Genomic DNA, 24,407 nt, shown 5'->3' with positions numbered 1-24,407 from the left:
AGAGCAATTCATGACAATGCTAGGTTTGTCTGACTTGCAATTTGCTTTAGCTGTTATCGGCCTACTGATTCTGATTTTAGTGGCTATTCTGAATATTAAATATGCTCGCGCACTGCGTAAAGCAAATGCGAGTGTTGAGTATTACGCCGCTGAGCGAAGTGCGCGTGAACCAACTTTTGGGGCCGGTTTTGCTGACCCCATACCGGGCGAACAGGTTGAGCCGCTTTTTAAACAAGTCGCCTTGCCAGTCTTTACGATTGATCCAAGAATAGATTGCGTTATTACTTTGCGTTTTTCCCAGCCAATTATGGGATCAGAGATCCTAAAAGAAATGCATTCCTGGGAAGATTTATCTGCTCCATCATCAGCCCGTTGGATGTGCGAGGGTTTCAATGTGGATCATGACTCTTCTGAGGCATGGGGTTTGCTTGTGCCTGACTCTTCTTATTCAGAGCTTCAGCTGGCTATTCAATTGGCAAGTCGTCGTGGTTCCATAGGCGTGCTCGAGTTATCCGACTTTTGTTCTAGAGCTCAGGCGCTTGCCTTAACACTTGGTTCTCAGATTGATATGCCAGGTGTCACTACGATGTTGGATAAGGCTAAAGATTTGGATTTCATGGCTGCCGAAAGTGATATCCAATTGAGTATTAATGTGCTCTTTGATGAAGCATACCCTTGGGCCAACCTAGATAATTTGATGCGTCAACGCGGATTTATCTTGTCGCGCAGTGGCCGCACTTATGATTACTTCAGTAATCGAGCACCTATTTTTAGTAGCAGCGACCTTAATCCTGGCAAGCCTGTGCAGCAACTTACCTTACTTCTGGAATTGCCCCTAGTTTCTTCTGAGGAGAGAGCATTCGAGCGCATGCTTGCCGAGGGACTTGAAATTGCACAAGTTGCTCATGGTCGTTTAGTTGATGACAACGGCATCAATTTATCTGAAATTTCTATTCAAAGCATTCGTAAACACCTCGATGGTTTATATGAAAACCTCGAGAGAAACGGTGTTCCTGCAGGATCCTCTGCTGCCAGCAGACTTTTTAGCTGAGGAATCACTTGTCGTCCTCTAATCCGACAAATTTAGCGGATCGCTATGCATTATTACAAATCGATCTAGCACGCTTTGAGCATGCCTACTACGTTCTTGATAACCCAATAGTTCCTGATAGTGAGTACGACCGCCTATATCGTGAGTTACTAGATATAGAGGCTTTGCATCCCGAATGGATTACAAAGAATTCACTTTCGCAAAGGGTAGGCGGCGCTGCGCTGAAGGAATTTGATTCGGTAACTCACGCAGTGCCGATGCTCTCTTTAAACAATGCGTTTGAAGATGCTGAGTTAATTGCCTTTGATCGTCGCTGCCGTGAAAGCCTTCATACTGATCAATTGGATTACGCAGGCGAACTTAAATTCGATGGCCTAGCAATCTCCTTGCGCTACGAGCATGGTTCTTTAGTCAGAGCCGCTACTCGAGGTGATGGCGCCAGTGGTGAAGATGTCACTGTCAACATTAAAACTATTCGAGCTATTCCACTCAAGCTGACAGGTGACAATATCCCGGCAGTATTAGAAGTGCGCGGTGAAGTCTTTATGTATCTAAAGGATTTCCAGAAAATGAATGCGCAAGCTGCTGCCCAGGGTGAGAAAGAGTTTGCGAATCCCCGAAATGCTGCAGCTGGCAGCTTGCGTCAGTTAGATTCAAAGATCACTGCAAAGCGACCGCTATCATTCTTTGCTTATGGGCTTGGGGCGCTAGAGCCACAATCTTGGTTGCCAAAAACCCATGAAGAATTACTCAATGCTTACGTCAAACTGGGTTTACCAGTTTGCGCAGAACGCCGTGTTCTCAAATCAGTAGATGATATTTTGGCTTTCTACAACCAAGTTGGCGCAAAGCGAGATGCTTTACCTTATGACATTGATGGTGTGGTCTATAAGGTTAACTCCTTTGCAGAGCAGGCTAAGCTAGGCTTTGTATCTAGGGCCCCACGCTTTGCCTTGGCTCATAAGTTCCCAGCACAAGAAGCTTTAACCACTGTGCTCGGTATTGATGTCCAAGTGGGGCGCACTGGCGCAATCACACCAGTTGCAAGACTTGCTCCCGTCGAGGTAGGCGGAGTGACTGTTACCAATGCCACTCTGCACAATGAAGACGAGGTAAAGCGTAAAGATGTCCGCATTGGCGATACCGTTTCCGTCAGAAGAGCAGGTGATGTCATTCCAGAAGTAGTTTCGGTGGTGAAAGAGCGTAGACCAGCCAATACATCAGAATTTGTCATGCCAACAAATTGCCCAGTATGTGATTCCCATATTGAGCGCTTAGCTGATGGAGCCATTGCCCGTTGCAGTGGTGGCTTATTTTGTGGCGCACAACGTAAGCAGGCATTAATTCATTTTGCACATAGAAGAGCTCTTGATATTGAGGGCTTAGGTGAAAAGATCGTTGATCAATTAGTCGATCACAATCTAGTCAGAACCCCGGCTGATCTCTATCGCCTCGGTTTTACTGCAATCGCCAACTTAGAGCGTATGGGCGAAAAGTCGGCTGATAATCTCATTCAATCTATTAACCAATCCAGAAACACGACGCTAGCGAGGTTTATCTTTGCCTTAGGTATACGTCACGTAGGTGAGACAACCGCCAAAGACCTGGCTAATCACTATCAGTCCATGCATGCCCTCATGGATGCCAAGCTCGAAGACTTGCTGACAGTAAAAGATGTTGGTCCTGTGGTCGCAGACTCGATAACCAGCTTTATGGAAGAAGCCCACAACCGTGAAGTGATTGAGCAACTCTTAGCTTCAGGAATGCAGCTCTCAGTAGAAGAAAAAGTCATCAGTGCAGCAGTTGCAGGAAAAACCTTTGTACTCACAGGCACATTCCCAACGATGACAAGAGATGAAGCAAAAGATCTTCTTGAAAAAGCAGGCGCAAAAGTTGCCGGCTCAGTCTCCAAGAAAACCGACTACGTTGTTGCAGGATCAGATGCCGGAAGCAAACTCACCAAAGCAGAAGAGTTAGGCATTCCAGTGATTGATGAAGCTGCAATGCTGGAGTTGTTGGAATAATTCACATTGTTACTTTTGGTTAACTTGTAGGCCATTTCTTACCAAAGATTCGGGTAGCAAATGTCTATTGAGCTCATTAAGATTTTGTATTTAGGAGTCTTAAATGCAAATGCCTTCAAGCTTTTTCCAATCAATTATTGACCCTTTACGTTATAAGGATGTGGATAGCGTAATTGTTGTTATACATGCTGGCGTTGAGGTAGATAACTTCTTGCAGGCGATATCTCAGTTCGCTAGGATAGCTGCTGTAATTCCAAAGAGCAGCTCCAAAAAATTTTCAAATTTAACTTTATTAAAGCAACGCTACCCAGTTGTTGATGTGGATCGTCATTACATAAAAAATCGCACCTCTAATTTTATTGATGTTGTGGATGGGTTAACTGCAAATGAGAGATTTGCAGTTGTGGATATGGGGGGTTATTTTTCACGAATAACTATCGATTTAGCGGTGCGATTTGGAGGCAGATTTATTGGGGTAGTAGAAGATACTGAGAATGGGCACCAAAAATATGATGTTGCTGTGCAAATACATAATCAATTCGAATCTATTTTTCCAATTATCTCGGTAGCCCGAAGCTCTCTTAAGGATCCGGAAGATGCTTTAGTGGGGCAGGCAATTGTATTTTCAGCAGAGTCCGTGATGCGTGAGCGCGGAAATATTTTATTGGGAAAGGTAGTTGGGGTTATCGGATTTGGCAAAATCGGACGATCGATTGCATTTTCACTTGTCTCAAGAGGTGCAAGGGTAGATGTATATGATACAAATCCAATTCTGGTTGCTACGGCACTTTCACTGGGTTTTCATGCGTGTTGTAGGTCTGATTTTTTAAGTCGAGCTGACATTTTATTTTGCGCAACAGGGAATAAGTCCATTTCAACTTTGGATGGTGTTTATTTAAAAAATGGGTTGCATATCTTTTGTGCAACATCATCTGATGATGAGTTATCAATTTGCTTTCGTAAAAAATTACATACCGAATCTTTTTTAGAGTCACCCCATACCCGCAGAGTAGTTTTATCCAACAAAAATATTTATATTCATAACGATGGAAATTCAATTAATTTTTTACATGGTGCAGTTGTTGATAAATTTATAGAGCTTGTACAGGGTGAAATTATTTATTCACTTGGGAGTTTGGGTGGGGCACCGCGTGGCCGGATCTCATATCTTCCAGATCTCGATAAAAAATATATTGCTCGCCAATGGATTTCTAAATACGGCCATGGTCGAGCATTATTATGCTGACGTATGAAGCTCTTCCAATGGTTGCATCACTCATTTCATCCATTAGCCGAGCAGGTTTAAATGTGGTTGATAGACAGCAATTTATAAATACCTCTATATGCCCTATTAATATTAGCTATTGGAATAACTTTCTTCCTGTTGTGTTGATGGCTCCATTGATATTATTTTCCCCGGCAGCGGAATTTTTGTCTGCAGATCTTATTTCCTTTTATGTTGTACTTCTGGCTTTATTAACCCAATTGGTTGCATATTCATTTGGCTATGCATTTAGAGCCCTGCGGGTCACCGATATAGCTATTCTTTCAAAGTCTGCTGATATTACCGTTCCGGCTTTCCTTTCTTTGGTCGGGGTTTATTCGATTCACTCGGGTGTGATTTGGATTTTGCCTGCAATACTATGTATGTTTGTATTGGCTGCTGGCATTCAAGCAGCAAAAAGATCAATTTGGGCATCTATTGCACTAGTGACCATACTATCCTCTCAGGGGATCTATTCATATTTTGTTGGTTTTAATTCGTCATTAGATAGTGGGCATTGGGGGCTACTATCTTTTACATTTGCAGTGCTAATTTGGCGATTTATTTTTTCATTTTTAATCTTAATTCAAAAAGAGGAATTTGCGAGAGCATTCAAATTTCCTGGGGAAATTTTGACTTTAGGTAGGTTTTATACCCGTGGCTTTTTAACGGCAATTACTCAAATTACATTTTTACTTGCAATTAGCGCTAATCAGCTGATGCTCGTATGGCCAATACTGAATACCACTGGTTTTATGGGGGCAATATTTGCATATTTATTCTTGGGAGAGAGGTTGCATGTGAGAGATTTGTTATTTATTTTGTTAACTTTCCTGCTTACAGTTTTGGCTATGTATTTGCTTAATTATGAAAAATTTCACACGTTTTTTTAGAAAAAGTTTTGATATTTCGATAGTCCCTGAACAATTTTTGGGGATATTTCTTAAGATTTCCTCTGAAGAGAATCCATTTTCTAGGCTTAATATGGCTGGCCACATTACAGCTAGCGGGCTTGTAATTAAAGATGACTTTGCGCTCTTAATCTACCATCCCTATATTAAGCAATGGTTCCAGCCTGGCGGCCATATTGATAATGGAGAGTCTCCAATTGAGGCGGCAATAAGAGAGGTTTATGAGGAGACGGGAATTCTTTGCGAGTCTACTGAAGGTCAATTAGATCCAGTTGATATTGATCTGCACGAAATCCCTGCAAATCCAAAAAAAGGTGAGGACGCACACTTGCACATCGATCTTTTATTTGTGTTGCAGGTGATTGAGGAGCGAGAGTCACCTGAAGATATTCAAAAAGCATGGGTACCTTTTAAACAAATTACTTGCCCACGTATTTGGCGGGCACTGCAAAAGCTGCAAGCTTATTCCTAAGCCCCTAAAGCCTCGAGTAAATCTGTCTCCAACAAGATCTGTAGCTTGGGGTTCTTGCTTAAGTTAGCTGCATCTAATAAAAATACGTCTTCTACACGCTCGCCTAATGTATTGATGCGTGCAGTGTGTAATGAGACTTGATGTTTGGCTAATACTCTAGAGATTGCATACAGTAAGCCGGTGCGATCACTCGTTGAGAGGGATAGAGCATAGTAATGACCACGCTCATCTGGAGTCATATGCACTCGTGGCTGAATGGGGAAGGTGCGGGACTGTCTCGAGAGTCTTCCCATGCTGGGTGATGGTAGCGGATCATTGATTTGCAGTGCAGCTGTGAGCTCGTACTCCACTAACTGAATCAGGTCGCGATAGCTTCCACCTTCATCTACTAAATTACTGCCTGAGATTTGGAATGTATCGAGTGCATAGCCATGCTTTGTTGTATGAATACGGGCATCCCAAATCGAGAAGCCATGACGTTCAAAGTAAGCACAAATTCTGGCGAAGAGATCTTCTTGATCCTTGACATAGACAGCAATCTGCAATCCTTCGCCAACTGGGGAGAGGCGAGCGCGTACGACCGGAGTTGCGCTATCCACCTTATTAAATAGATGGCGAGTCAACCAAGCAATATCAGCGGCATCTTGGCGCAAGAAGAAGGCAACATCTAATTGTTTCCAGAGATTTTCATAAGCAGAATCCTCAATTGCATTGAGGCGCAACATGGCGCGGGATTCTTCTTGATGTTGTGCGAGTTCAGAAGAAGCATCTGGCTTTGCACCACCCAATACTCGGAGAGTTACACGATAGAGGTCCTCTAAAAGCTTGCCTTTCCAGGCATTCCATACTTTAGGGCTGGTTCCACGGACATCCGCAACCGTTAATAGATACAGTGCAGTGAGATGGCGCTCATCACCCACCTTTTTAGCAAACGCTTGCACCACATCTGGATCGGTAATGTCTTGTTTCTGAGCTACTTGACTCATATTCAAGTGTTCTGAGACCAGCCAAACTAAGAGTTCAGTATCTGCTTTGTCTAAACCATGGTCTTTGGCAAACTTGCGCATGTCTGCCTTACCCAGTTCGGAGTGATCACCACCACGCCCCTTCGCAATGTCATGAAAGAGTGCGGCGATGACTAGTAGCCAAGGTTTTTCAAAATGGGCAATTAGGCTACTGCAGAAGGGAAACTCATGCGCATGCTCAACCACCATAAAGCGGCGTACGTTACGCAGTACCATCAGGATATGTTGATCCACTGTGTAAACGTGAAACAAGTCATGCTGCATCTGACCAACGATTCTTCTGAAGGCTGGCAGATAGCGACCGAGTACGCTGGTGCGGTTCATGAGTTGAAAAGCGCGACTGACTCCGTCAGGCTCTTTGAGGATTTCCATAAAGAGCGCGCGGTTGACCGGATCTTTACGCCATTGACTATCCATCTTTTGGCGAGCGTTATACAAGGCTCTGAAGATCGTTGCCGATAGACTCTTGACGTTTGCTGTTTGCGCAAAAACCAAGAAGGTCCGTAGGATCTGTTCTGGATGTTTCTGAAACAACTGAGGGTCAGTAATATCTAGGACGCCTTGACGCTCAATAAAGCATTCATTACCTTTACCAGCAATGGCATGGGTTGTTTTAGATTCTTGAGGGAAAAGGAGGGCCTCAATGTTTTGAAGTAGTACATCATTTAACTGACTGACTGCTTTGGCCGCCCAGTAGTAGCGGCGCATGATGGCCTCACTGGCTAGTCTAGATGACTCTTCTGTGATGCCCATGGTCGCTGCTAAGGGTGTCTGTAAGTCAAATACCAAAACATCCTGCCTACGCTTTGCTAGTAAATGCAAGTTCGCGCGTAGAGTTTCTAAAAAACGCTGGTTACGATTAAGCTCGGTCAACTCGCGTTGGGTAATGAGGCCGGTAAGACTGAGATCCTTAAATGTATTACCTAAGTGCGCTGCTTTACTTACCCAGGAAATCACCTGTAAGTCACGCAAGCCACCGGGACTCTCTTTGCAGTTAGGCTCCAATGAGTATGGTGTGTCTTGATATTTATAGTGACGCTGGATTTGCTCTGCTAGCTTAGCCTGAAAGAATGATTTTGGATCCAAAGTCTTTTCATAAACAGATTCAAACTCTTTGAAGAGGGCTTTCTTGCCGCAGATGAGTCTTGATTCCAGAAGGGAGGTGCGAACAGTGATGTCTTGCTCTGCCTCAGATGCACACTCGGCAACAGTTCGAACTGAGGAGCCAATTTCTAATCCGGTATCCCAGCATTGCGCTACAAACTTTTCAATCTTGCTGGCAAGAACCTCTTCAAAGTATTGCTTATCTGCGGGTAGCAAAATCAGAATATCAATATCGGAGTAAGGGAAGAGTGCGCCCCTGCCAAATCCACCAACTGCTACCAGAGCAACATCCGCATTTAAATCACAGGAATTCCACAAACTAATAAGAAGCTCATCGCTGAGCTTGCTCAGTTGCTTAGTTAATCGCCCAACCACTTGATTTTCACGAAAATCATCGTAGGCTAATTCTCGTGCAGCCTTTAGGCTGGCAATGTCTGAAATCGGTTTCATTGCTGCGAGAGTTCGACCCATTACGCTTGAGCTACTTCAGTAATCAAGCGTTGGCTAAATTTGGTCTAAATGAGAGACCCTTAACGCAATCAGGAATTGGATTACTGCCCTCTGACCAAGTTAATACTTCAACGCCAGTTGCTGTCACTAAAAGTGTGTGCTCCCATTGTGCCGAGAGGCTGCGGTCTTTAGTCTTCACCGTCCATTGATCAGGCATTGTCCGAATATCGCGCTTACCAGCATTGATCATCGGCTCAATAGTGAAAGTCATACCTTCTGTTAACTTTTCACCTGTGCCAGGACGACCGTAGTGAAGAATCTGTGGATCTTGATGAAACACCTTGCCAATGCCATGACCGCAGTATTCACGAACTACTGAATAGCCGGCCTTTTCAGCATGGGTCTGAATGACATGGCCAATATCACCTAGCGATGCGCCAGGCTTCACTTGCGCAATACCAAGCCACATGCATTCAAAGGTAATTTGAGTGAGACGTTTGGCTAATACTGAAACTTCACCAACCATAAACATGCGGCTGGTATCACCGTAGTAGCCATCAGGCGTAATGACGGTAATGTCGAGGTTGACAACATCGCCGGTTTTTAAAATCTTCTCGCCAGGAATGCCATGGCAGATTACATCGTTGACCGAGGTGCAAATGGATGCCGGAAAAGGTGGGTAGCCAGGTGGCTGGTAGTTCAGCGGGGCTGGGATAGTCTTTTGAACATCGCGCATGTATTCGTGGCAGATGCGATCTAGTTCAGCTGTACTGACACCTGCATTCACGTGCGGAGCAACGTGGTCAAGAACTTCACTGGCTAAGCGGCCAGCTTCGCGCATCCCTTGGATGTCTTTTTCGGCGGTAAATACACTATTCATGCCTTGATTATCAACGACTTGGGGCTTTTTGCCAGTAGGAATTTGCCCAAATAATAGGCAGATGCACCATTTAATGGCATTTCTGAGTAGGTTTTCTAGTGATGCGCTAGGGGTAGGGCGTCTAGAGCATTGATATTTAAGCTATAATTTTGTTCTCAAGTCAATTTTTGATCTGAAATAGCGGGTTGAGCCTTCCAGGGTGGCGCTTTTTAGCGTAGCTAGGACTCAATCTCAGAAACCAACCCTTAGGAGAAGTTATGTCAGTAACTATGCGTCAAATGCTGGAAGCCGGTTGCCATTTTGGTCACCAAACCCGTTTCTGGTCCCCAAGAATGGCCCCTTATATTTTTGGCCATCGCAACAAAATTCACATCATCAACTTAGAAAAAACATTGCCAATGTTTCAGGACGCCCTGAAATTTGCAAAACAAGTTGCTGCTAACCGTGGAACCATCTTATTCGTTGGTACTAAGCGTCAATCACGCGAGATCATTGCTGAAGAAGCTGCTCGTGCTGGTATGCCTTACATCGACAGCCGTTGGTTGGGCGGTACGCTCACCAACTTCAAAACTGTTAAAGGTTCCCTCAAGCGTCTGAAAGATATGGCAGTTGCTAAAGAAGCTGGCGACTGGGAAAAGCTTTCCAAGAAAGAAGCTTTGACTAATGATCGCGATCTCGACAAGTTGCAAAAAGCACTTGGCGGTATTCAAGATTTGAACGGCGTTCCTGATGCGATTTTCGTAGTGGACGTTGGCTATCACAAGATTGCAATTACCGAAGCTAACAAGCTTGGTATTCCAGTTATCGCTGTAGTGGATACCAACCATTCACCTGAAGGTGTTGATTACATCATCCCTGGTAACGATGACTCCAGCAAGGCTGTTCTTCTCTACGCTCGTGGCATTGCTGACGCAATCCTTGAAGGTAAGTCAAACTCTGTTCAAGAAATCCTGACTGCCGTTAAAGAAGGCGAAGAAGAGTTTGTTGAAGAAGGGAAAGCTGAATAATGGCTGCTATTACCGCTGCAATGGTTGGCGAGTTACGCGCCAAGACTGATGCTCCGATGATGGAGTGCAAAAAAGCATTGACTGAGGCTGATGGCGATATGGCTCGTGCAGAAGAAATTCTGCGTGTAAAGCTCGGTAGCAAAGCTGGTAAAGCCGCATCCCGCGTTACTGCTGAAGGTATTGTGGTTTCATTCATCAATGGCACTACTGGTGCTTTGTTGGAAGTGAACTGCGAAACTGACTTTGTTTCTAAGAACGATGACTTCTTGGCCTTTACTGCTGAATGCGTCAAGTTAGTTGCTGAAAAGAATCCAGCTGATGTTGCTGCCTTACTTGCATTGCCAATGAATGGTCAAACTGTGGATGAAGTTCGTAGCGCCTTGATCGGTAAGATCGGCGAGAACATCATGCCGCGTCGCTTTAAGCGTTTCGCTGGTAGCAGCAAGTTGGTCTCTTACCTCCACGGCACTCGTATCGGTGTGATGGTGGAGTTTGAAGGTGATGAGACTGCAGCTAAAGACGTAGCAATGCATATTGCTGCAATGAAGCCAGTGGCTTTGTCGATGGCTGATGTTCCTGCTGAAGCTATTGCTGTTGAGCGTAGTGTTGCTGTTCAAAAGGCTGCTGAATCTGGCAAACCACCAGAAATCGTTGAGAAGATGGTTGAAGGCTCTATTCAGAAGTACCTTAAAGAAGTTTCTTTGTTGAACCAAACTTTCGTTAAAAACGATAAGCAATCGGTTGAGCAAATGCTTAAAGCTGCTAACACCACAATCAAGAGTTTCACTATGTTTGTTGTGGGTGAGGGCATTGAGAAGCGTCAAGACGACTTTGCAGCTGAAGTGGCTGCTCAGGTTGCCGCTGCTAAAGGTGTTTAATTAGCCCCAAGCTTCCTGGACTCTTCCAGTATGGCTGTAATACCTAAAAGGGCATAGAAACCTCGGTTTCTATGCCCTTTTCTTTGATCTGTGCCAAGCCCTTTATAATTTGGGCAAGATATTAAAAGTACTTAAAGATCAATAAGCTAAGCAGATAATTTGCTTAGCAAATTACGGAAAATAAAACGATGCCAGCCTACAAGCGTGTTCTCTTAAAACTCTCTGGTGAAGCCCTCATGGGGGATGATGCTTTTGGTATCAACCCAATCACGATCGATTCCATGGTGAAAGAAATAGCCGAGGTAGTCAATAGCGGCGTTCAATTGGCTATTGTGATTGGTGGCGGAAATATTTTCCGAGGTGTAGCAGGCGGCGCGGCCGGCATGGATCGGGCAACCGCTGACTACATGGGAATGCTGGCTACCATGATGAACTCGCTTGCACTGCAAGATGCTTTGCGTCAAAAAGGGGTTGAAGCTCGCGTGCAGTCTGCTTTGAGAATGGATCAAGTGGTGGAGCCTTACATTCGCCCTCGTGCGATTCGTGCTTTGAGTGAGGGTAAGGTAGTAATCTTTGCAGCTGGTACGGGTAATCCATTTTTTACTACCGATACTGCTGCCGCTTTGCGTGGCGCAGAGATGGGGGTTGAGATCATGCTCAAGGCTACTAAGGTAGACGGCATCTACAGCGCTGATCCAATGAAAGACCCGACAGCTACCTTGTATAAAACAATGACTTTTGACGAGGCAATCATCAAAAACTTGCAGGTCATGGACGCAACCGCTTTTGCATTGTGCCGTGATCGCAAATTACCCATTAAGGTGTTTTCGATTCTCAAACCAGGCGCATTGATGCGTGTGGTTCAGGGTGAATCTGAAGGCACTTTAGTACACGTTTAATAGGAGGCCTGATGTCCGCAGCAGAAATTAAAACCACTACCGATCAAAAGATGCAGAAGTCTCTTGAGGCTCTGAAATCCAATTTAGCGAAGATTCGCTCTGGTCGTGCAAATCCTGGAATCTTAGAGCACATCCAAGTGGATTATTACGGCAATCCAACGCCACTAAGCCAAGTGGCTAGCTTAGGTTTGGCTGATGCCAGAACAATCAACGTACAGCCATTTGAAAAAACGATGGTTGGCGCAATTGAGAAGGCCATTCGTGATTCAGATTTGGGTCTGAACCCAGCCTCGCAAGGCACCGTCATCCGCGTACCTATGCCTGCGTTGACTGAAGAGCGTCGTCGTGATTTGACTAAGGTTGTCAAAAACGAAGGTGAAGATACGAAAATTGCTGTACGTAATTTACGCCGCGATGCCAATGAGCATTTAAAGCGACTCACCAAAGATAAAGAAATTTCTGAGGACGATGAGCGTCGTGCAACGGACGATATTCAAAAGATGACTGATCGTGCGGTGATTGATATCGACAAGATCGTGTCTGAAAAAGAAAAAGAGATCATGACGGTTTAATCGTCAGATTCATTCTTAATATTCGACTTATGACTCAGCACACTAGCTCAACCTTAGTTATTCCAAAGGTAAGTGCTATTCCTCGCCATGCCGCCATCATCATGGACGGCAATGGGCGGTGGGCCAGTAAGCGCTTCATGCCGCGAGTAGCTGGTCACTCAGAAGGTTTGAGTGCTGTTCGTAAGATTGTTCAAGAGTGCCGCCAACTAGGCGTGGAATATCTCACTCTGTTTGCGTTTAGCTCTGAAAACTGGCGTCGCCCTCCCGAAGAGGTTAGCTTTTTAATGAAGCTATTCCTGAAATCCTTAAAGGGTGAAGTCTCTCGTTTAGCTGAAAACGATATCCGTCTTCGTCTCATTGGGGATTTAAGCCGCTTTGATTCTGGGATTCAGGAGATGGTGCAGTTCTCGGAAGAAAAAACAGCTGCCTGTAAGGGTCTTACCCTCACTATTGCTGCTAACTATGGTGGGCGCTGGGATATTTTGCAGGCGATGCGCCAAGCTTTGGCTGCCAACCCAGGTTTGACACCAGAACAAGTATCTGAAGAATTATTGCAACCCTATCTGTCTATGGCTTATGCGCCAGAACCAGATTTGTTTATTCGAACTGGTGGCGAGCAGCGCGTCAGCAACTTCCTGCTATGGCAGTTGGCCTATACCGAGCTGTACTTCACAGATACTCTCTGGCCTGATTTTGATGAAGCTCAGTTACATAAAGCTTTTGATTGGTTTAGTCAGCGCGAGCGTCGCTTTGGGCGCACTAGCGCTCAGTTAGCATCTGAGTCATTGATTGACGCAGTCTAAAACTCTCCTTATTTCCCCATGCTAAAAACCCGAATCATTACTGCCACAATCCTGATGGCAGTGCTATTACCTATTTTATTTTTCTTGCCACCGATTTACCTAGGTATTTTTTTCCTGATTGCCCTGGTTGCTGCCGCTTGGGAGTGGAGTCGTATGATTGCTCCTGAAGCGAAAAAGGCGGCATGGCTCTACGCTGTTTTTTGTTTGGTCATCATCTTATTGTTGCTGGGCATGCAAGCAATCACATGGCAGTTTTCTTTGCTCATGATGGCGGTTTTGTTTTGGTTCTTTTTAGCGCCATTCATCTTGGCTAAAGGAATGGACCTCTCGCTTCAAAAATTCAAACCTTTCTACAGCATTGTCGGCTTGATCATTCTGCCAGCAACTTGGTTTGCATTAGTCTTCTTGCGTGAATTAGGCCTAGTCTTTTTACTGACAGCGATGGCCTTAGTTTGGGTTGCTGATATTGGCGCCTATTTTGTTGGTAAAGCTTTTGGTAAGCACAAGCTGGCCGCAAATATTAGTCCGGGAAAATCGATTGAGGGCGCGCTGGGTGGTTTACTCCTTTGCTATCTCTATGCATTCTTATGCGTTACTTATTTACCACTAGGCGATACTTTATTTGGTGCTTGGGCTATCCAATTTGGTTGGGTGCCAATGTTTCTGATGGTGACAGTATTAACAGCATTCAGCATCTTCGGAGATTTATTTGAATCCCAGTTAAAGCGTTTGGCTGGCGTCAAAGATAGTAGTCATTTGCTGCCAGGTCATGGTGGCGTACTAGACCGCGTTGATGCACTCATTCCAACAATGCCGATTGCTGCATTACTAGCAGGGTGGATTTAATGGCTCTGAAACAGCTTGCTATCCTAGGATCTACTGGATCGATTGGTGTTAATACCTTAGACGTCATCCGTGCCCATCCTGATCGCTTTAAGGTAGTCGCTCTGACTGCCGCAAAACAAATTGAGCGTTTAGCAGAGCAATGTATCGAGTTCAAGCCTGCTATTGCAGTGGTAGCCGACGCTGATGGCGCCTCTCAATTGAGTCAACTGTTGCAAGATAAAAAGATTTCTACTCAAGTTCTCTATGGACCAGAGGCTTTAGTTAGTGCAGTAACAGAATCTGGGTGCGATACCGTGATGGCAGCGATCGTGGGAGCCGCTGGTCTAGTCCCAACTTTGGCAGCAGCAAAAGCAGGTAAGCGAGTATTGCTGGCTAACAAAGAAGCGTTAGTGATGTCGGGCAATTTATTTATGCAGGCGATGAAATCGGGCGGCGGTGAATTACTTCCAATTGATAGCGAGCACAATGCGATTTTCCAATGCCTACCCGATCGCTTTACAAAAAACCCATCCGTCCATTTAGGCGTTGAAGAGCTCTGGTTAACTGCCTCTGGAGGACCGTTTAGGGATAGGCCTCTCGCAGATTTAGCGGCTATTACGCCTGATCAAGCTTGCGCCCACCCGAATTGGGTGATGGGCCGAAAGATTTCGGTTGATTCTGCGACGATGATGAATAAAGGTCTTGAAGTCATTGAGGCTTTTTGGTTATTTGGTTTGCCGCTAGAAAAAATTAAAGTTTTGATTCATCCACAGAGCGTAGTGCACTCGATGGTCCGTTATCGAGATGGCTCAGTCTTAGCGCAAATGGGTCAACCTGATATGCGCACACCGATTGCCTATGGACTAGCTTGGCCTGAACGGATTGCTGCTGGTGTTGCCCCCTTGAATCTGACACAGTTGAGTGGCCTTAGTTTTACAGAACCTAATTTTGCTCAATTTCCTTGTTTGAGCTTGGCCTTTACCGCTGCAAAAGCAGGGGGAACTTCGCCTGCTGTATTAAACGCCGCCAATGAGATAGCCGTTGCAGCTTTCTTAGAGGATGGATTACCTTACTTAAGTATTCCGAAGGTAGTGGAGCACTGCTTAAATGTTATGCCATCAACTCCTGCAGATTCTTTAGAGATCATTCTTGGGGCTGATGCTCAGGCTCGTCAAGCTGCCAATCAATTTATTCGCAACCTTCAGAAATAGATTGGTCTCTCGATGCAGGCCTTAATCACTCTTGCTGCATTCTTAGTCACACTCGGTGTGCTGGTCAGTTTTCACGAGTACGGCCATTTTCTGGCAGCTCGTTTGTGCGGAGTTAGAGTACTTCGCTTTGCCCTGGGATTTGGTAAGCCGCTTTTTACTTATCACGCTAGTAACGGTACTGAGTGGGTTCTGGCTTCCATTCCTTTGGGTGGTTATGTCAAATTACTGGACGGCCGTGATCGTGAGCAAATCATTTCAGCACAAGAGCGCTCCCAATCCTTCGATGTAAAGCCTCTGTGGCAACGTTCCACAATTGTGGCAGCAGGCCCCTTTGCTAATTTCCTGTTGGCAGTCATTTTGTTCTCAGTGATTTATGTCTCGGGTGTGCCTCAGCTTCCCGCTCGACTTCAAACTCCACCAGAGCAATCGATTGCTGCAAAACTGGGGGTAGCGGCAGGTGATCAGGTTATTGGTTGGCAATCCCTTTCATCTGATAACAGCGGCACCCCTATTATTGAAGAGTTTGACTCAGTCCCGAGTTGGAATGCATTGCGTTGGCTTCTCTTAGATGCCATTACCGGGGAGCAGGGTTTTGCCCTAGAGATCCGGGATGTTGCTGGCACCCGTCAGATCAAATCCTTCAGGCAGGGTGATTTACCCCCGATTGCACCTGAATCCGATCCATTTCAGGCGCTGGGCTTGTTTCCCCAAGTGAGCCCACCCTCGGAGTGGATAGAGCTCAAGTTAGGGCCGATAGATGCCATCGGTTTTGCGTATCAGCGGGTTTGCCTGATAAGCAAGGTCTCCGTAAGGCTCATGTTGGGTTTATTTACGGGTAAAACGACCTTAAAGCAGCTCGGTGGACCCCTAAGCATTGCGGATATGGCAGGTAAGTCTGCTCAGGTTGGCTGGCAACCATTTTTAGCATTTTTAGCCCTCATGAGTATCAGTATTGGACTCTTGAATTTAGTGCCTTTACCAATGCTCGATGGGGGTCAGCTCCTGTATGATGCATGGGAGTTGGTTGCTGGTAAGCGAATGTCTTTATCACTGCAGGAAAAGCTCCAAAAAGCGGGTTTTTTGCTTCTGATATCCCTTTCCTTACTAGCCTTGTTTAACGATTTGCAACGCTACCTTTCATCTTGAATTTTCTGATCCCATCTTTTCGCTCTGTAACTCGATTTGCTGCGCAAGCCGCTCTGATTATTGCGGCAGGTTTTTGTATTCATGCACAAGCTGCTGACTCCTTTGTGATCAAAGATATTCGCATCGAGGGTTTGCAACGGGTGGAGCCGGGAACTGTATTTAGCTATCTGCCTGTTCAAGTGGGTGATACCTTTACTGATGAGAAGAGTGCTGAGGCTATTAAGGCTTTGTATAGCACCGGTTTTTTCCGAGATGTACAGATTCAGGCCCAAGGCAATGTGTTGATTGTGATCGTTGAAGAGCGTCCCACCATCTCCCGGATTGAATTTACGGGGATGAAAGAGTTTGATCAAGAAATCGTCCGTAAATCCTTAAAGGCAGTAGGCGTAGCTGAAGCCCGCTTCTATGACAAAGCGCTGATTGACAAAGCGGAGCAAGAGCTTAAGCGTCAGTATGTTGGCAAGGGTATGTACGCCGCTGAAGTAGTTGCAACTGTTACCCCGGTAGAGCGTAATCAGGTGGCAATTTATTTCAATATTGATGAAGGGCCTGTAGCCAAGATTCAAGAAATTAACTTTATCGGCAATAGCGTCTTTAGCGAGAGCACCCTCAAAAGCGAGATGCAATTGAAGACAGGTGGATGGCTTTCTTGGTATAGCAAAGATAATTTGTACTCAAAGCAAAAGCTTACTGCCGACTTAGAGAACATTCGCTCTTATTACCTCAATCGTGGTTACCTCGAGTTTGTGATTGAGTCCACTCAGGTTTCCATTACTCCGGACAAAAAAGGCATCTTTCTTACGGTGAGTATTCGTGAGGGTAATAAGTTCACAGTGAAGAATGTGCGTTTAGCTGGGGATCTATTGGGTAAAGAGGCTGAGCTCATTCAGCTGGTAAGTCTTAAAGCAGGCGATACCTTTTCATCGGCTAAGTTGACTGAGAGTACCAAGGCGATTGCTGAAATTCTGGGTTCATATGGCTATGCGTTTGCAACCATCAACCCGCAGCCGGATATCCGTCGTGATTTAAGTGAGGTTGATCTCACTCTGGTAGTTGACCCTGGTCGACGTGTTTATGTTCGCCAAGTGAACGTCACCGGTAATGCCAAGACAAGAGATATGGTGATTCGTCGTGAGATGCGCCAGTTTGAAAGTTCTTGGTTCGATAGTGAAAAGATTGACCTGTCTAAAAAACGTTTAGGACGTTTGGGTTACTTTACCGAGACTGATGTTTCTACTCAGGATGTTCCTGGATCACCAGATCAAGTGGACGTCAATGTGAAGGTAACTGAGAAGCCAACCGGTGCCGTTACGATTGGTGCGGGCTTCTCTTCAACTGAAAAATTGATCCTTTCTGCTGGTATTAACCAAGAGAATGCATTTGGTACGGGTACTTCAGTCGGTTTGAATATGTCCTTGGGTAAGATTAATCAGAGCTTGGCCTTGTCAAACTACGACCCTTATTTCACTGAGGATGGCATCAGTCGTTATACCGATTTGTACTACCGATCATCCAAGCCTTTGTATTACGTTGGCGATCCTAATTATCAAATTAAGTCTGTAGGTAGCAATATCAAGTTTGGCGTTCCGTATACAGAAGTTGACCGGGTCTTCTTTGGAACGGGCATAGAGGCATTTCAGATTCAGACTACAAACAATACTCCCATCCCATATTTAAATTATGCTCAAAGCTACGGTATAGCTTCACCTGGGTATCCTGCTACATTGACTACTTATAACGTGCCCGTCACAGTAGGCTGGTCACGCGATGGTCGCGATAGCGCTTTAATTCCGTCTACTGGTTCTTTGCAACAATTAAGTGCTGAGGTGGGAACCCCTGTTGGAAATATGACTTTCTACCGTATATTCGGCCAGTACCAGAAATACCATTCTTTCTCAAAAGGCAATATTTTGTCCTACAACGGGGAGCTAGGTTACGGCGAAGCTTACGGCAACAATCCGTTTCCGATTACTAAAAACTATTATGTTGGCGGTATCGGCTCGGTTCGCGGTTACTCACCTGGCTCACTTGGACCCACTTATTACAACTCGTACATCGGTCGCTATCAGCCCACCGGCGGACAGTCAAAAATCGTAAATAATGTCGAGTACACCGTGCCAGTTCCAGGCTCTGGAGTGGATAAAACCCTGCGGGTATTTGGTTTCGTGGACGGTGGTAATGTTTATAACGAGAATATCAACCTCGTATTGCGATATTCTTATGGCTTAGGTTTATCATGGATATCACCTTTGGGTCCGCTCAAGTTTAGTTACGGTATTCCGATCAAATCATTGCCGACGGATAACATCCAGCGACTGCAGTTCCAGGTGGGTACAGCGTTTTAATTGTTTAAGGAAAGTTTTATGAAGCTTCGTCAATCTTCCAAATGGATTCAGTACGGCTTAATTGCTGTTTCATCATTCATCACTTTGCCATTGGCATTTGCTCAAGATGCTGGAACCCGGGTTGCAGCTGTGAACGTTGAAAAAGTATTCAACGAATCGAACATGGCCAAAGCTAGTCAGACTAAGTTGCAGAATGAGTTTACAAAACGCCAAAATGAAATTCGTGACAGCGCCCAAAAAATCAAATCTGCTGCAGAAAAGTTAGATCGTGATTCAGCTGTCATGTCTGAGGCAGAGCGTTCACGTCGTCAGCGCGAGTTAGCCGACCAGGATCGTGAATTGCAGCGTAAACAGCGTGAGTACACCGAGGATCTCAATCAACGTAACTTTGAAGAGCGTGCCAAGATTGCTGAAAAAGCCAATCAAGCCCTCAGGCAGATTGCTGAACAAAGAAAAATTGATGTCATTATTCAAGATCCAGCCTATGCCAATCCCAAGGTTGACGTTACTGATGATGTCATCAAGGCTTTGAATAGTCTTAAGTAAGTTTTATGCCCACCGCCATCGAGCTGGCCGAACAGTTTCAAGTAAGCTTGGTGGGGGATGGCTCCCTATTGCTTCAAGGCCTTGCTCCTCTCGAGCGTGCCCAATCCAGTCAAATCTCCTTTCTTTCAAATCCGCTGTATCGCCAACAGGCTAGTGATAGTTCTGCAGGCGGTTTGATTGTCAGTCAGGCGGACTTAGATTTTCTCCAGGTAAACCCAGGAAGCAACTCAGCGGGTAGAGTATTTTTTGTCTCTAAAAACCCGTACGCTACATTTGCCAGAATGGCGCAGCATTTTGCTAAAGCTTCTGCACCTGTTTATGCGCCCGGAGTACATCCCAGTGCCGCCGTTGACCCTAGTGTCAGTATTCCAGCTTCATGCCATATCGGCCCATTTGTACAAATCGGTTCTGGCGTTAAATTAGGTGAGCGAGTTGTTCTGTTGGGAAATACTTCTGTTGCCAGAAATTCCAATATTGGCAGCGATACCTTGATCTATCCCAATGTCTCTGTTTATTCAGAAACCAAGCTGGGTGAACGCTGCATTATTCATAGTGGAGCGGTGATTGGTGCAGATGGCTTTGGCTTTGCCCCTGACTTTTCTGCTACCGGTGCTGAGTGGGTGAAGATACCGCAAACAGGTGCTGTTGTTATCGGAAATGATGTTGAGGTGGGCGCTTCAAGCACAATTGATCGTGGCGCTATGAGTGACACCATTATTGGCAATGGGACCAAGATAGATAACCAAGTTCAAATTGCTCACAACGTAGTGGTAGGCAATTGCTGTGTGATTGCTGGTTGTGCTGCCATTTCGGGAAGTACCAAGATTGGCAACTTTTGCATTATTGGGGGCGCAGCCAATTTTGCTGGTCATCTCACGATTGCAGATAGAACAACAGTGTCCGGTAATACCTCAATTATTCGTTCAATTACTGAGCCGGGGCAGCATTACACGGGCGTTTACCCTTCAATGCCCCATAGTGCTTGGGAGAAAAACGCGGCAATTTTGCGGGGTCTTGATAAAATACGCCAACGCTTACGATTATTAGACAAATCTAAATAATTTCACCACCATATTTAAAAAACTAAAAACTTTATTCAGCAGGTAATTACATGAGCAAACCCATCGCTATCGACATCAATCAAATTTTGAAGTTGCTGCCGCATCGCTATCCATTTCTATTGGTTGATCGCGTATTGGAGATTGAGCCTCGTCAAAGTATTACCGCGCTGAAGAATGTCACCATGAATGAGCCATTCTTTCAGGGTCACTTCCCAGATTTTCCAGTCATGCCGGGAGTGTTGATTATTGAAGCGCTTGCCCAAACTGCAGCTCTCTTGACCTTTTCTGAAGTGCGTGAAGAAAATGCAGTTTATTACTTTGCCGGTATTGATGGTGCTCGCTTTAAGAAGCCGGTACTGCCTGGGGATCAACTGATCATGACGGCTAAGCTAGAGCGTGAACGTGCTGGCATCTATAAGTTCCAAGTGCAGGCGACCGTGGATGGCGAGTTGGCCGCCGAGGCGAATATCACTTGTGCCGTTCGTACGAAAGGTGCGTAATGACTCGGATTCATGCGACTGCTGTAGTTGATAGTAAGGCTGAGATTGCCAGCGACGTAGAGATTGGTCCATTCTCTGTTATTGGGCCAAACGTCAAAATTGGCGCTGCTTGCAAGATTGGCTCTCACACTGTGATCGAGGGTCACACCACGATCGGTAAAGAAAATAACTTTGCGCACTTCGCTGCCATTGGTGGCGCTCCCCAGGATATGAAATACCGTGGCGAACCTACCCAGTTGATTATCGGAGATCGCAACACCATTCGTGAGTTCACGACCATTCATACGGGTACATCGCAGGATGAGGGCATCACCAGAATCGGTGATGACAACTGGATCATGGCTTATGTGCATATTGCGCATGACTGCCAAATCGGTAACCATACGATTTTCTCGAGTAACGCACAAATTGCTGGTCACGTGAAGGTGAGTGACTGGGCGATTATGGGTGGCATGTCTGGTGTGCATCAATTTGTCCGCATTGGCCAACATGCGATGTTGGGTGGTGCCTCCGCCTTAGTGCAAGATATTCCACCATTTGTGATTGCAGCAGGCGATAAAGCATCCCCGCATGGCATCAATGTGGAAGGTCTGAAGCGCCGTGGTTTCTCAAGCGAGACGATTTCTGCATTACGTCAGGCATATAAGGTTCTTTATAAAGATGGCCTCAGCTTTGAAGAAGCTAAGGTAGAGATTCAGAAGATGGTGCTGGCCAGTGCATCCGATGCTCAAACTGCAGAAAAGCTGACCGAGTTCCATGACTTTATTGCCGCCTCTACGCGCGGCATTATTCGATAGAGAAAATCTAGTGTCTAAACTTGCTTGTGTTGTCGGAGAGCCTTCGGGTGACCTGCTGGCAGCGCCAGTATTGAGTGCACTAAAGCAGATCCCCAACACCTCAAATTTAGAGGTCTACGGTATTGGTGGTCCTCGTATGCAGGCAGAGGGCCTGCGCTCAGATTGGCCAATGGAGACATTAAGTGTCCGTGGTTACGTAGAGGCAATTAAACAGTTACCCGCTATTCTGAAACTGCGTAAAGAGTTGATTGCCAATTTCACTGGCGAAGGTCGCCCCGATGTCTATCTAGGGATTGATGCACCAGATTTCAATTTAGGCGTCGAGTTAGCTTTGCGTAAAGCAGGTATTCCAACTTTGCATTTTGTTTCTCCATCCATTTGGGCCTGGAGAGCAGGGCGCATTACGAAGATCAAGCAAGCAGTTGAACGCATGCTCTGTATTTTTCCCTTTGAAACTGAGATCTATGAGCGTGCTGGCATCAGCGCAACTTATGTTGGGCATCCACTAGCGAGCGAGATTCCCCTGGAGCCCAATCCAATAAGCGCTAAGCACAGAATAGAAGAAATCCTAAACCTGCCAGCCAATACGTTAGATGGAATTGTGATTTCCGTTCTACCTGGTAGTCGCGGTTCTGAGATTGAACTGATTGCACCAGTCTTTTTTGAAACCATGGCCGAGCTTGCAAAGCGCATGCCAGGACAGCTTCTGCATTTTGTAATCCCGGTGGCAACACCACGCCTGCGTGAGCCGCTAGAGGTATTACTCAAAAGTACCCTCGAGAAAAATCCTGATCTCAAAATTTATCTGATTGATGGCGAGGCTGATGTAGTGCTTGAGGCCGCTGATGTTGTGCTGATTGCTAGTGGGACAGCGACATTACAGGCGGCGCTCTGGAAAAAGCCGATGGTGATTTCTTATAAGGTGCCTTGGTTGACAGCACAGATCATGAAACGGCAGGGCTATCTACCGTATGTTGGTTTACCTAATATTCTCTGTGGAGAGTTTGTTGTCCCAGAGCTTTTGCAGGATGATGCAACTCCAATGAAGTTGGCCGATGCCTTGCTAGCTTGGTTAAACAACCCCAGTAAAGTTACTCAACTCAAAACCCGTTTTGCAGAAATGCATGAGACCTTGCGCAGACCCACTGGTTTATTAGTGGCACAGGCCCTAGCGCAAACTATTACCGCCGTAAGAAATCGGGTTATTGTGTGAGCCTGATTTGGGTATGTGGTGTTGATGAAGCGGGGCGTGGCCCATTAGCGGGAGCAGTTGTCGCTGGTGCTGTCGTACTCGATCCTGATAATCCCATTAGCGGATTAAAAGATTCTAAGAAGCTATCGGCCGCAAGACGTGAGTTTTTGTTTGAGCAAATTCAGCTTAAGGCTAAAGCCTGGGGTATTGGGGAGGCGAGCCCAGTCGAGATTGATGAGATCAATATTTTGCAAGCGACGATGTTGGCAATGCGCCGTGCAATTGAAGATCTCACTACCCGTCTAGGTGGCTGGCCAGATAAGGCCTTGATTGATGGCAATCGCTGTCCTGAGCTTCCCATAGCAGCCGAGGCTATTGTGAAGGGTGATACTAAAGAGCCAGCAATTTCAGCGGCATCGATTTTGGCTAAGGTGATACGCGATCGTCAAATGATGGTCTTACATGAACTGCATCCCCAGTATGGCTTTGCTCAGCACATGGGGTACCCAACTGAAGCGCATTTCGCAGCACTAAAGGCATTTGGTGCGTGCGAGCAACATCGCCGTAGTTTTTCTCCGGTCCGTAATGTATTAGCACTGCATAGTCGATAATCCCAACTATGAAAATGGAATTTATCAGTTCAAAAGACAACTCCTTGTTTAGGGAGATTCGTCAATTACAAGCTACTGGTCCCAAAGGACAAAAGGCGAGATTTGCTTGTGGTCAGGCTTTGCTTGAAGGAATTCATTTAGTGCAGACCTGGGTGGGTAATCCGGCACTCAAGACATTGATTACCTCCGAGTTGGGTTTACAAAATCCTGAAATTGCTCAAGCCGTTTATGACCATGTAGAAATCTGTCCCGAGACTCGCGTCTATCAATTAGATAAGGGTTTATGGGACTTACTTAGTGATCTGGTCAATGCGCCGCAGATTGCAGGCCTGCTAGACCTTCCACAATCCGCATTAAACCCGCAAAAGTCAGTTGCTACGCTTGAAGGCGATGTCATTATTTTGGATCGCATTCAGGATGCAGGTAATGTGGGCTCTATCTTGCGCACTGCCGCGGCAGCAGGTTTTACTCAAGTAGTTGCACTATCAGGTTGTGCCCACCTATGGTCAAGCAAAGTATTACGCGCTGGTATGGGCGCTCATCGCTTGCTCGATCTTTATGAGGGCTGGTCATCTCAGCAAGTACTGAGTGCAGTCACTGCGCCTTTGCTCGCTGCTACTGCTAATGGCGAGCTCGATCTCTACAACATGCCCAAGGTATTGATTCATCCTGTTGCCTGGGTAATGGGAAGTGAAGGACAGGGCGTTTCTGAAGATCTGATGGCTCAAGCCAAAGGTGTATCAATCCCGATTGATCCCAGAGTTGAATCGCTTAATGTATCTACTGCTGCGGCAATCTGTCTATTTGAAACCGTGAGAATTCGTCGCAACTAA

23 protein-coding genes are annotated in these 24,407 nt (G+C 45.7%); 21 read left to right on the top strand and 2 right to left on the bottom strand.

Features of this window, described 5'->3' with window-relative positions:
* The first annotated feature begins 10 nt into the window (after window positions 1–10).
* From C2758_RS07175 to C2758_RS07155, 5 genes are all read left to right on the top strand, one after another.
* Window positions 11–1,051, top strand: a complete 1,041-nt coding sequence (locus tag C2758_RS07175) for a cell division protein ZipA C-terminal FtsZ-binding domain-containing protein (RefSeq protein WP_215327575.1) — start codon at window positions 11–13, stop codon at window positions 1,049–1,051.
* Between the two features lie 8 nt (window positions 1,052–1,059).
* On the top strand, window positions 1,060–3,075 hold the full coding sequence (ligA, locus tag C2758_RS07170; RefSeq protein ID WP_215327574.1) for an NAD-dependent DNA ligase LigA: 2,016 nt from the start codon (window positions 1,060–1,062) through the stop codon (window positions 3,073–3,075).
* Between the two features lie 103 nt (window positions 3,076–3,178).
* The gene (locus C2758_RS07165) at window positions 3,179–4,321 is read left to right on the top strand and encodes an NAD(P)-dependent oxidoreductase (protein WP_215327573.1); all 1,143 of its coding nucleotides are present in this window, start codon (window positions 3,179–3,181) and stop codon (window positions 4,319–4,321) included.
* A 17-nt stretch (window positions 4,322–4,338) separates the two neighbouring features.
* Window positions 4,339–5,232, top strand: a complete 894-nt coding sequence (locus tag C2758_RS07160; RefSeq protein ID WP_215327572.1) for a hypothetical protein — start codon at window positions 4,339–4,341, stop codon at window positions 5,230–5,232.
* Window positions 5,233–5,323: 91 nt separating this feature from the next.
* The gene (locus tag C2758_RS07155) at window positions 5,324–5,722 is read left to right on the top strand and encodes an NUDIX hydrolase (protein ID WP_251369166.1); all 399 of its coding nucleotides are present in this window, start codon (window positions 5,324–5,326) and stop codon (window positions 5,720–5,722) included.
* On the opposite strand, the gene C2758_RS07150 is transcribed toward C2758_RS07155, so the two are convergent.
* Both C2758_RS07150 and map read right to left on the bottom strand, forming a co-directional pair.
* Window positions 5,719–8,301, bottom strand: coding sequence for a [protein-PII] uridylyltransferase (locus tag C2758_RS07150; protein WP_251369165.1), 2,583 nt, complete (start codon window positions 8,299–8,301; stop codon window positions 5,719–5,721). The genes C2758_RS07155 and C2758_RS07150 overlap by 4 nt on opposite strands.
* Before the next feature lie 43 nt (window positions 8,302–8,344).
* A complete protein-coding gene (gene map / locus C2758_RS07145) occupies window positions 8,345–9,181 on the bottom strand; it encodes a type I methionyl aminopeptidase (RefSeq protein WP_215327569.1) in 837 nt (278 codons plus the stop codon).
* 257 nt (window positions 9,182–9,438) lie between these two features.
* On the opposite strand from map, the gene rpsB reads away from it, so the two are divergent.
* From rpsB to C2758_RS07065, 16 genes are all read left to right on the top strand, one after another.
* The gene (rpsB, locus tag C2758_RS07140) at window positions 9,439–10,188 is read left to right on the top strand and encodes a 30S ribosomal protein S2 (RefSeq protein ID WP_015421433.1); all 750 of its coding nucleotides are present in this window, start codon (window positions 9,439–9,441) and stop codon (window positions 10,186–10,188) included.
* Window positions 10,188–11,066, top strand: coding sequence for a translation elongation factor Ts (gene tsf, locus C2758_RS07135; protein ID WP_215327568.1), 879 nt, complete (start codon window positions 10,188–10,190; stop codon window positions 11,064–11,066). The genes rpsB and tsf overlap by 1 nt, the downstream gene beginning before the upstream one ends.
* Window positions 11,067–11,254: 188 nt before the next feature.
* Window positions 11,255–11,965 (top strand): UMP kinase, encoded by a 711-nt coding sequence (gene pyrH, locus C2758_RS07130; protein ID WP_215327567.1) that lies wholly within the window; start codon window positions 11,255–11,257, stop codon window positions 11,963–11,965.
* 11 nt (window positions 11,966–11,976) lie between these two features.
* Entirely contained in the window at window positions 11,977–12,537 is a 561-nt protein-coding gene (gene frr / locus C2758_RS07125; RefSeq protein WP_215304563.1) for a ribosome recycling factor, read from the top strand.
* Window positions 12,538–12,566: 29 nt separating this feature from the next.
* Entirely contained in the window at window positions 12,567–13,340 is a 774-nt protein-coding gene (locus C2758_RS07120) for an isoprenyl transferase (protein WP_215327566.1), read from the top strand.
* A gap of 18 nt (window positions 13,341–13,358) precedes the next feature.
* Window positions 13,359–14,186 (top strand): phosphatidate cytidylyltransferase, encoded by an 828-nt coding sequence (locus tag C2758_RS07115; RefSeq protein WP_215327565.1) that lies wholly within the window; start codon window positions 13,359–13,361, stop codon window positions 14,184–14,186.
* Window positions 14,186–15,376, top strand: coding sequence for a 1-deoxy-D-xylulose-5-phosphate reductoisomerase (ispC, locus tag C2758_RS07110; protein WP_215327564.1), 1,191 nt, complete (start codon window positions 14,186–14,188; stop codon window positions 15,374–15,376). The genes C2758_RS07115 and ispC overlap by 1 nt, the downstream gene beginning before the upstream one ends.
* 12 nt (window positions 15,377–15,388) lie before the next feature.
* Window positions 15,389–16,522 (top strand): RIP metalloprotease, encoded by a 1,134-nt coding sequence (locus tag C2758_RS07105; RefSeq protein ID WP_215327563.1) that lies wholly within the window; start codon window positions 15,389–15,391, stop codon window positions 16,520–16,522.
* Window positions 16,519–18,867, top strand: coding sequence for an outer membrane protein assembly factor BamA (gene bamA / locus C2758_RS07100; RefSeq protein ID WP_371817690.1), 2,349 nt, complete (start codon window positions 16,519–16,521; stop codon window positions 18,865–18,867). Before C2758_RS07105 ends, bamA begins: the two co-directional genes overlap by 4 nt.
* 18 nt (window positions 18,868–18,885) lie before the next feature.
* Window positions 18,886–19,413, top strand: a complete 528-nt coding sequence (locus tag C2758_RS07095) for an OmpH family outer membrane protein (RefSeq protein WP_215327562.1) — start codon at window positions 18,886–18,888, stop codon at window positions 19,411–19,413.
* 5 nt (window positions 19,414–19,418) lie between these two features.
* Window positions 19,419–20,474 (top strand): UDP-3-O-(3-hydroxymyristoyl)glucosamine N-acyltransferase, encoded by a 1,056-nt coding sequence (gene lpxD, locus C2758_RS07090; protein ID WP_215327561.1) that lies wholly within the window; start codon window positions 19,419–19,421, stop codon window positions 20,472–20,474.
* 50 nt (window positions 20,475–20,524) lie between these two features.
* A complete protein-coding gene (fabZ, locus tag C2758_RS07085; RefSeq protein WP_046330453.1) occupies window positions 20,525–20,974 on the top strand; it encodes a 3-hydroxyacyl-ACP dehydratase FabZ in 450 nt (149 codons plus the stop codon).
* Complete coding sequence (lpxA, locus tag C2758_RS07080; protein ID WP_215327560.1) at window positions 20,974–21,771, top strand: acyl-ACP--UDP-N-acetylglucosamine O-acyltransferase; 798 nt, start codon at window positions 20,974–20,976, stop codon at window positions 21,769–21,771. The genes fabZ and lpxA overlap by 1 nt, the downstream gene beginning before the upstream one ends.
* Window positions 21,772–21,781: 10 nt before the next feature.
* A complete protein-coding gene (gene lpxB, locus C2758_RS07075) occupies window positions 21,782–22,984 on the top strand; it encodes a lipid-A-disaccharide synthase (RefSeq protein WP_371817689.1) in 1,203 nt (400 codons plus the stop codon).
* A complete protein-coding gene (rnhB, locus tag C2758_RS07070) occupies window positions 22,981–23,574 on the top strand; it encodes a ribonuclease HII (protein ID WP_215327558.1) in 594 nt (197 codons plus the stop codon). The genes lpxB and rnhB overlap by 4 nt, the downstream gene beginning before the upstream one ends.
* Window positions 23,575–23,588: 14 nt before the next feature.
* On the top strand, window positions 23,589–24,407 hold the full coding sequence (locus C2758_RS07065; RefSeq protein WP_251369164.1) for an RNA methyltransferase: 819 nt from the start codon (window positions 23,589–23,591) through the stop codon (window positions 24,405–24,407).

Source organism: Polynucleobacter sp. AP-Sving-400A-A2 (assembly GCF_018688155.1).
In the GTDB taxonomy this organism is placed as follows: domain Bacteria; phylum Pseudomonadota; class Gammaproteobacteria; order Burkholderiales; family Burkholderiaceae; genus Polynucleobacter.
Note: the sequence above shows the minus strand (reverse complement) of the source record. Positions and strands in the feature narration are given on the sequence as shown.

Excerpts from the sequence above, each read along its gene's own strand:
- fabZ (WP_046330453.1), top strand. The coding sequence starts at position 20,525 with ATGAGCAAACCCATCGCTATCGACATCAATCAAATTTTGAAGTTGCTG.
- rpsB (WP_015421433.1), top strand. The coding sequence starts at position 9,439 with ATGTCAGTAACTATGCGTCAAATGCTGGAAGCCGGTTGCCATTTTGGT.
- frr (WP_215304563.1), top strand. The coding sequence starts at position 11,977 with ATGTCCGCAGCAGAAATTAAAACCACTACCGATCAAAAGATGCAGAAG.
- tsf (WP_215327568.1), top strand. The coding sequence starts at position 10,188 with ATGGCTGCTATTACCGCTGCAATGGTTGGCGAGTTACGCGCCAAGACT.
- map (WP_215327569.1), bottom strand. The coding sequence starts at position 9,181 with ATGAATAGTGTATTTACCGCCGAAAAAGACATCCAAGGGATGCGCGAA.
- C2758_RS07105 (WP_215327563.1), top strand. The coding sequence starts at position 15,389 with ATGCAGGCCTTAATCACTCTTGCTGCATTCTTAGTCACACTCGGTGTG.
- C2758_RS07095 (WP_215327562.1), top strand. The coding sequence starts at position 18,886 with ATGAAGCTTCGTCAATCTTCCAAATGGATTCAGTACGGCTTAATTGCT.
- C2758_RS07150 (WP_251369165.1), bottom strand. The coding sequence starts at position 8,301 with ATGAAACCGATTTCAGACATTGCCAGCCTAAAGGCTGCACGAGAATTA.
- C2758_RS07160 (WP_215327572.1), top strand. The coding sequence starts at position 4,339 with ATGGTTGCATCACTCATTTCATCCATTAGCCGAGCAGGTTTAAATGTG.
- C2758_RS07165 (WP_215327573.1), top strand. The coding sequence starts at position 3,179 with ATGCAAATGCCTTCAAGCTTTTTCCAATCAATTATTGACCCTTTACGT.
- ispC (WP_215327564.1), top strand. The coding sequence starts at position 14,186 with ATGGCTCTGAAACAGCTTGCTATCCTAGGATCTACTGGATCGATTGGT.
- C2758_RS07065 (WP_251369164.1), top strand. The coding sequence starts at position 23,589 with ATGGAATTTATCAGTTCAAAAGACAACTCCTTGTTTAGGGAGATTCGT.
- C2758_RS07175 (WP_215327575.1), top strand. The coding sequence starts at position 11 with ATGACAATGCTAGGTTTGTCTGACTTGCAATTTGCTTTAGCTGTTATC.
- C2758_RS07155 (WP_251369166.1), top strand. The coding sequence starts at position 5,324 with ATGGCTGGCCACATTACAGCTAGCGGGCTTGTAATTAAAGATGACTTT.
- C2758_RS07120 (WP_215327566.1), top strand. The coding sequence starts at position 12,567 with ATGACTCAGCACACTAGCTCAACCTTAGTTATTCCAAAGGTAAGTGCT.
- lpxA (WP_215327560.1), top strand. The coding sequence starts at position 20,974 with ATGACTCGGATTCATGCGACTGCTGTAGTTGATAGTAAGGCTGAGATT.
- C2758_RS07115 (WP_215327565.1), top strand. The coding sequence starts at position 13,359 with ATGCTAAAAACCCGAATCATTACTGCCACAATCCTGATGGCAGTGCTA.
- lpxD (WP_215327561.1), top strand. The coding sequence starts at position 19,419 with ATGCCCACCGCCATCGAGCTGGCCGAACAGTTTCAAGTAAGCTTGGTG.
- pyrH (WP_215327567.1), top strand. The coding sequence starts at position 11,255 with ATGCCAGCCTACAAGCGTGTTCTCTTAAAACTCTCTGGTGAAGCCCTC.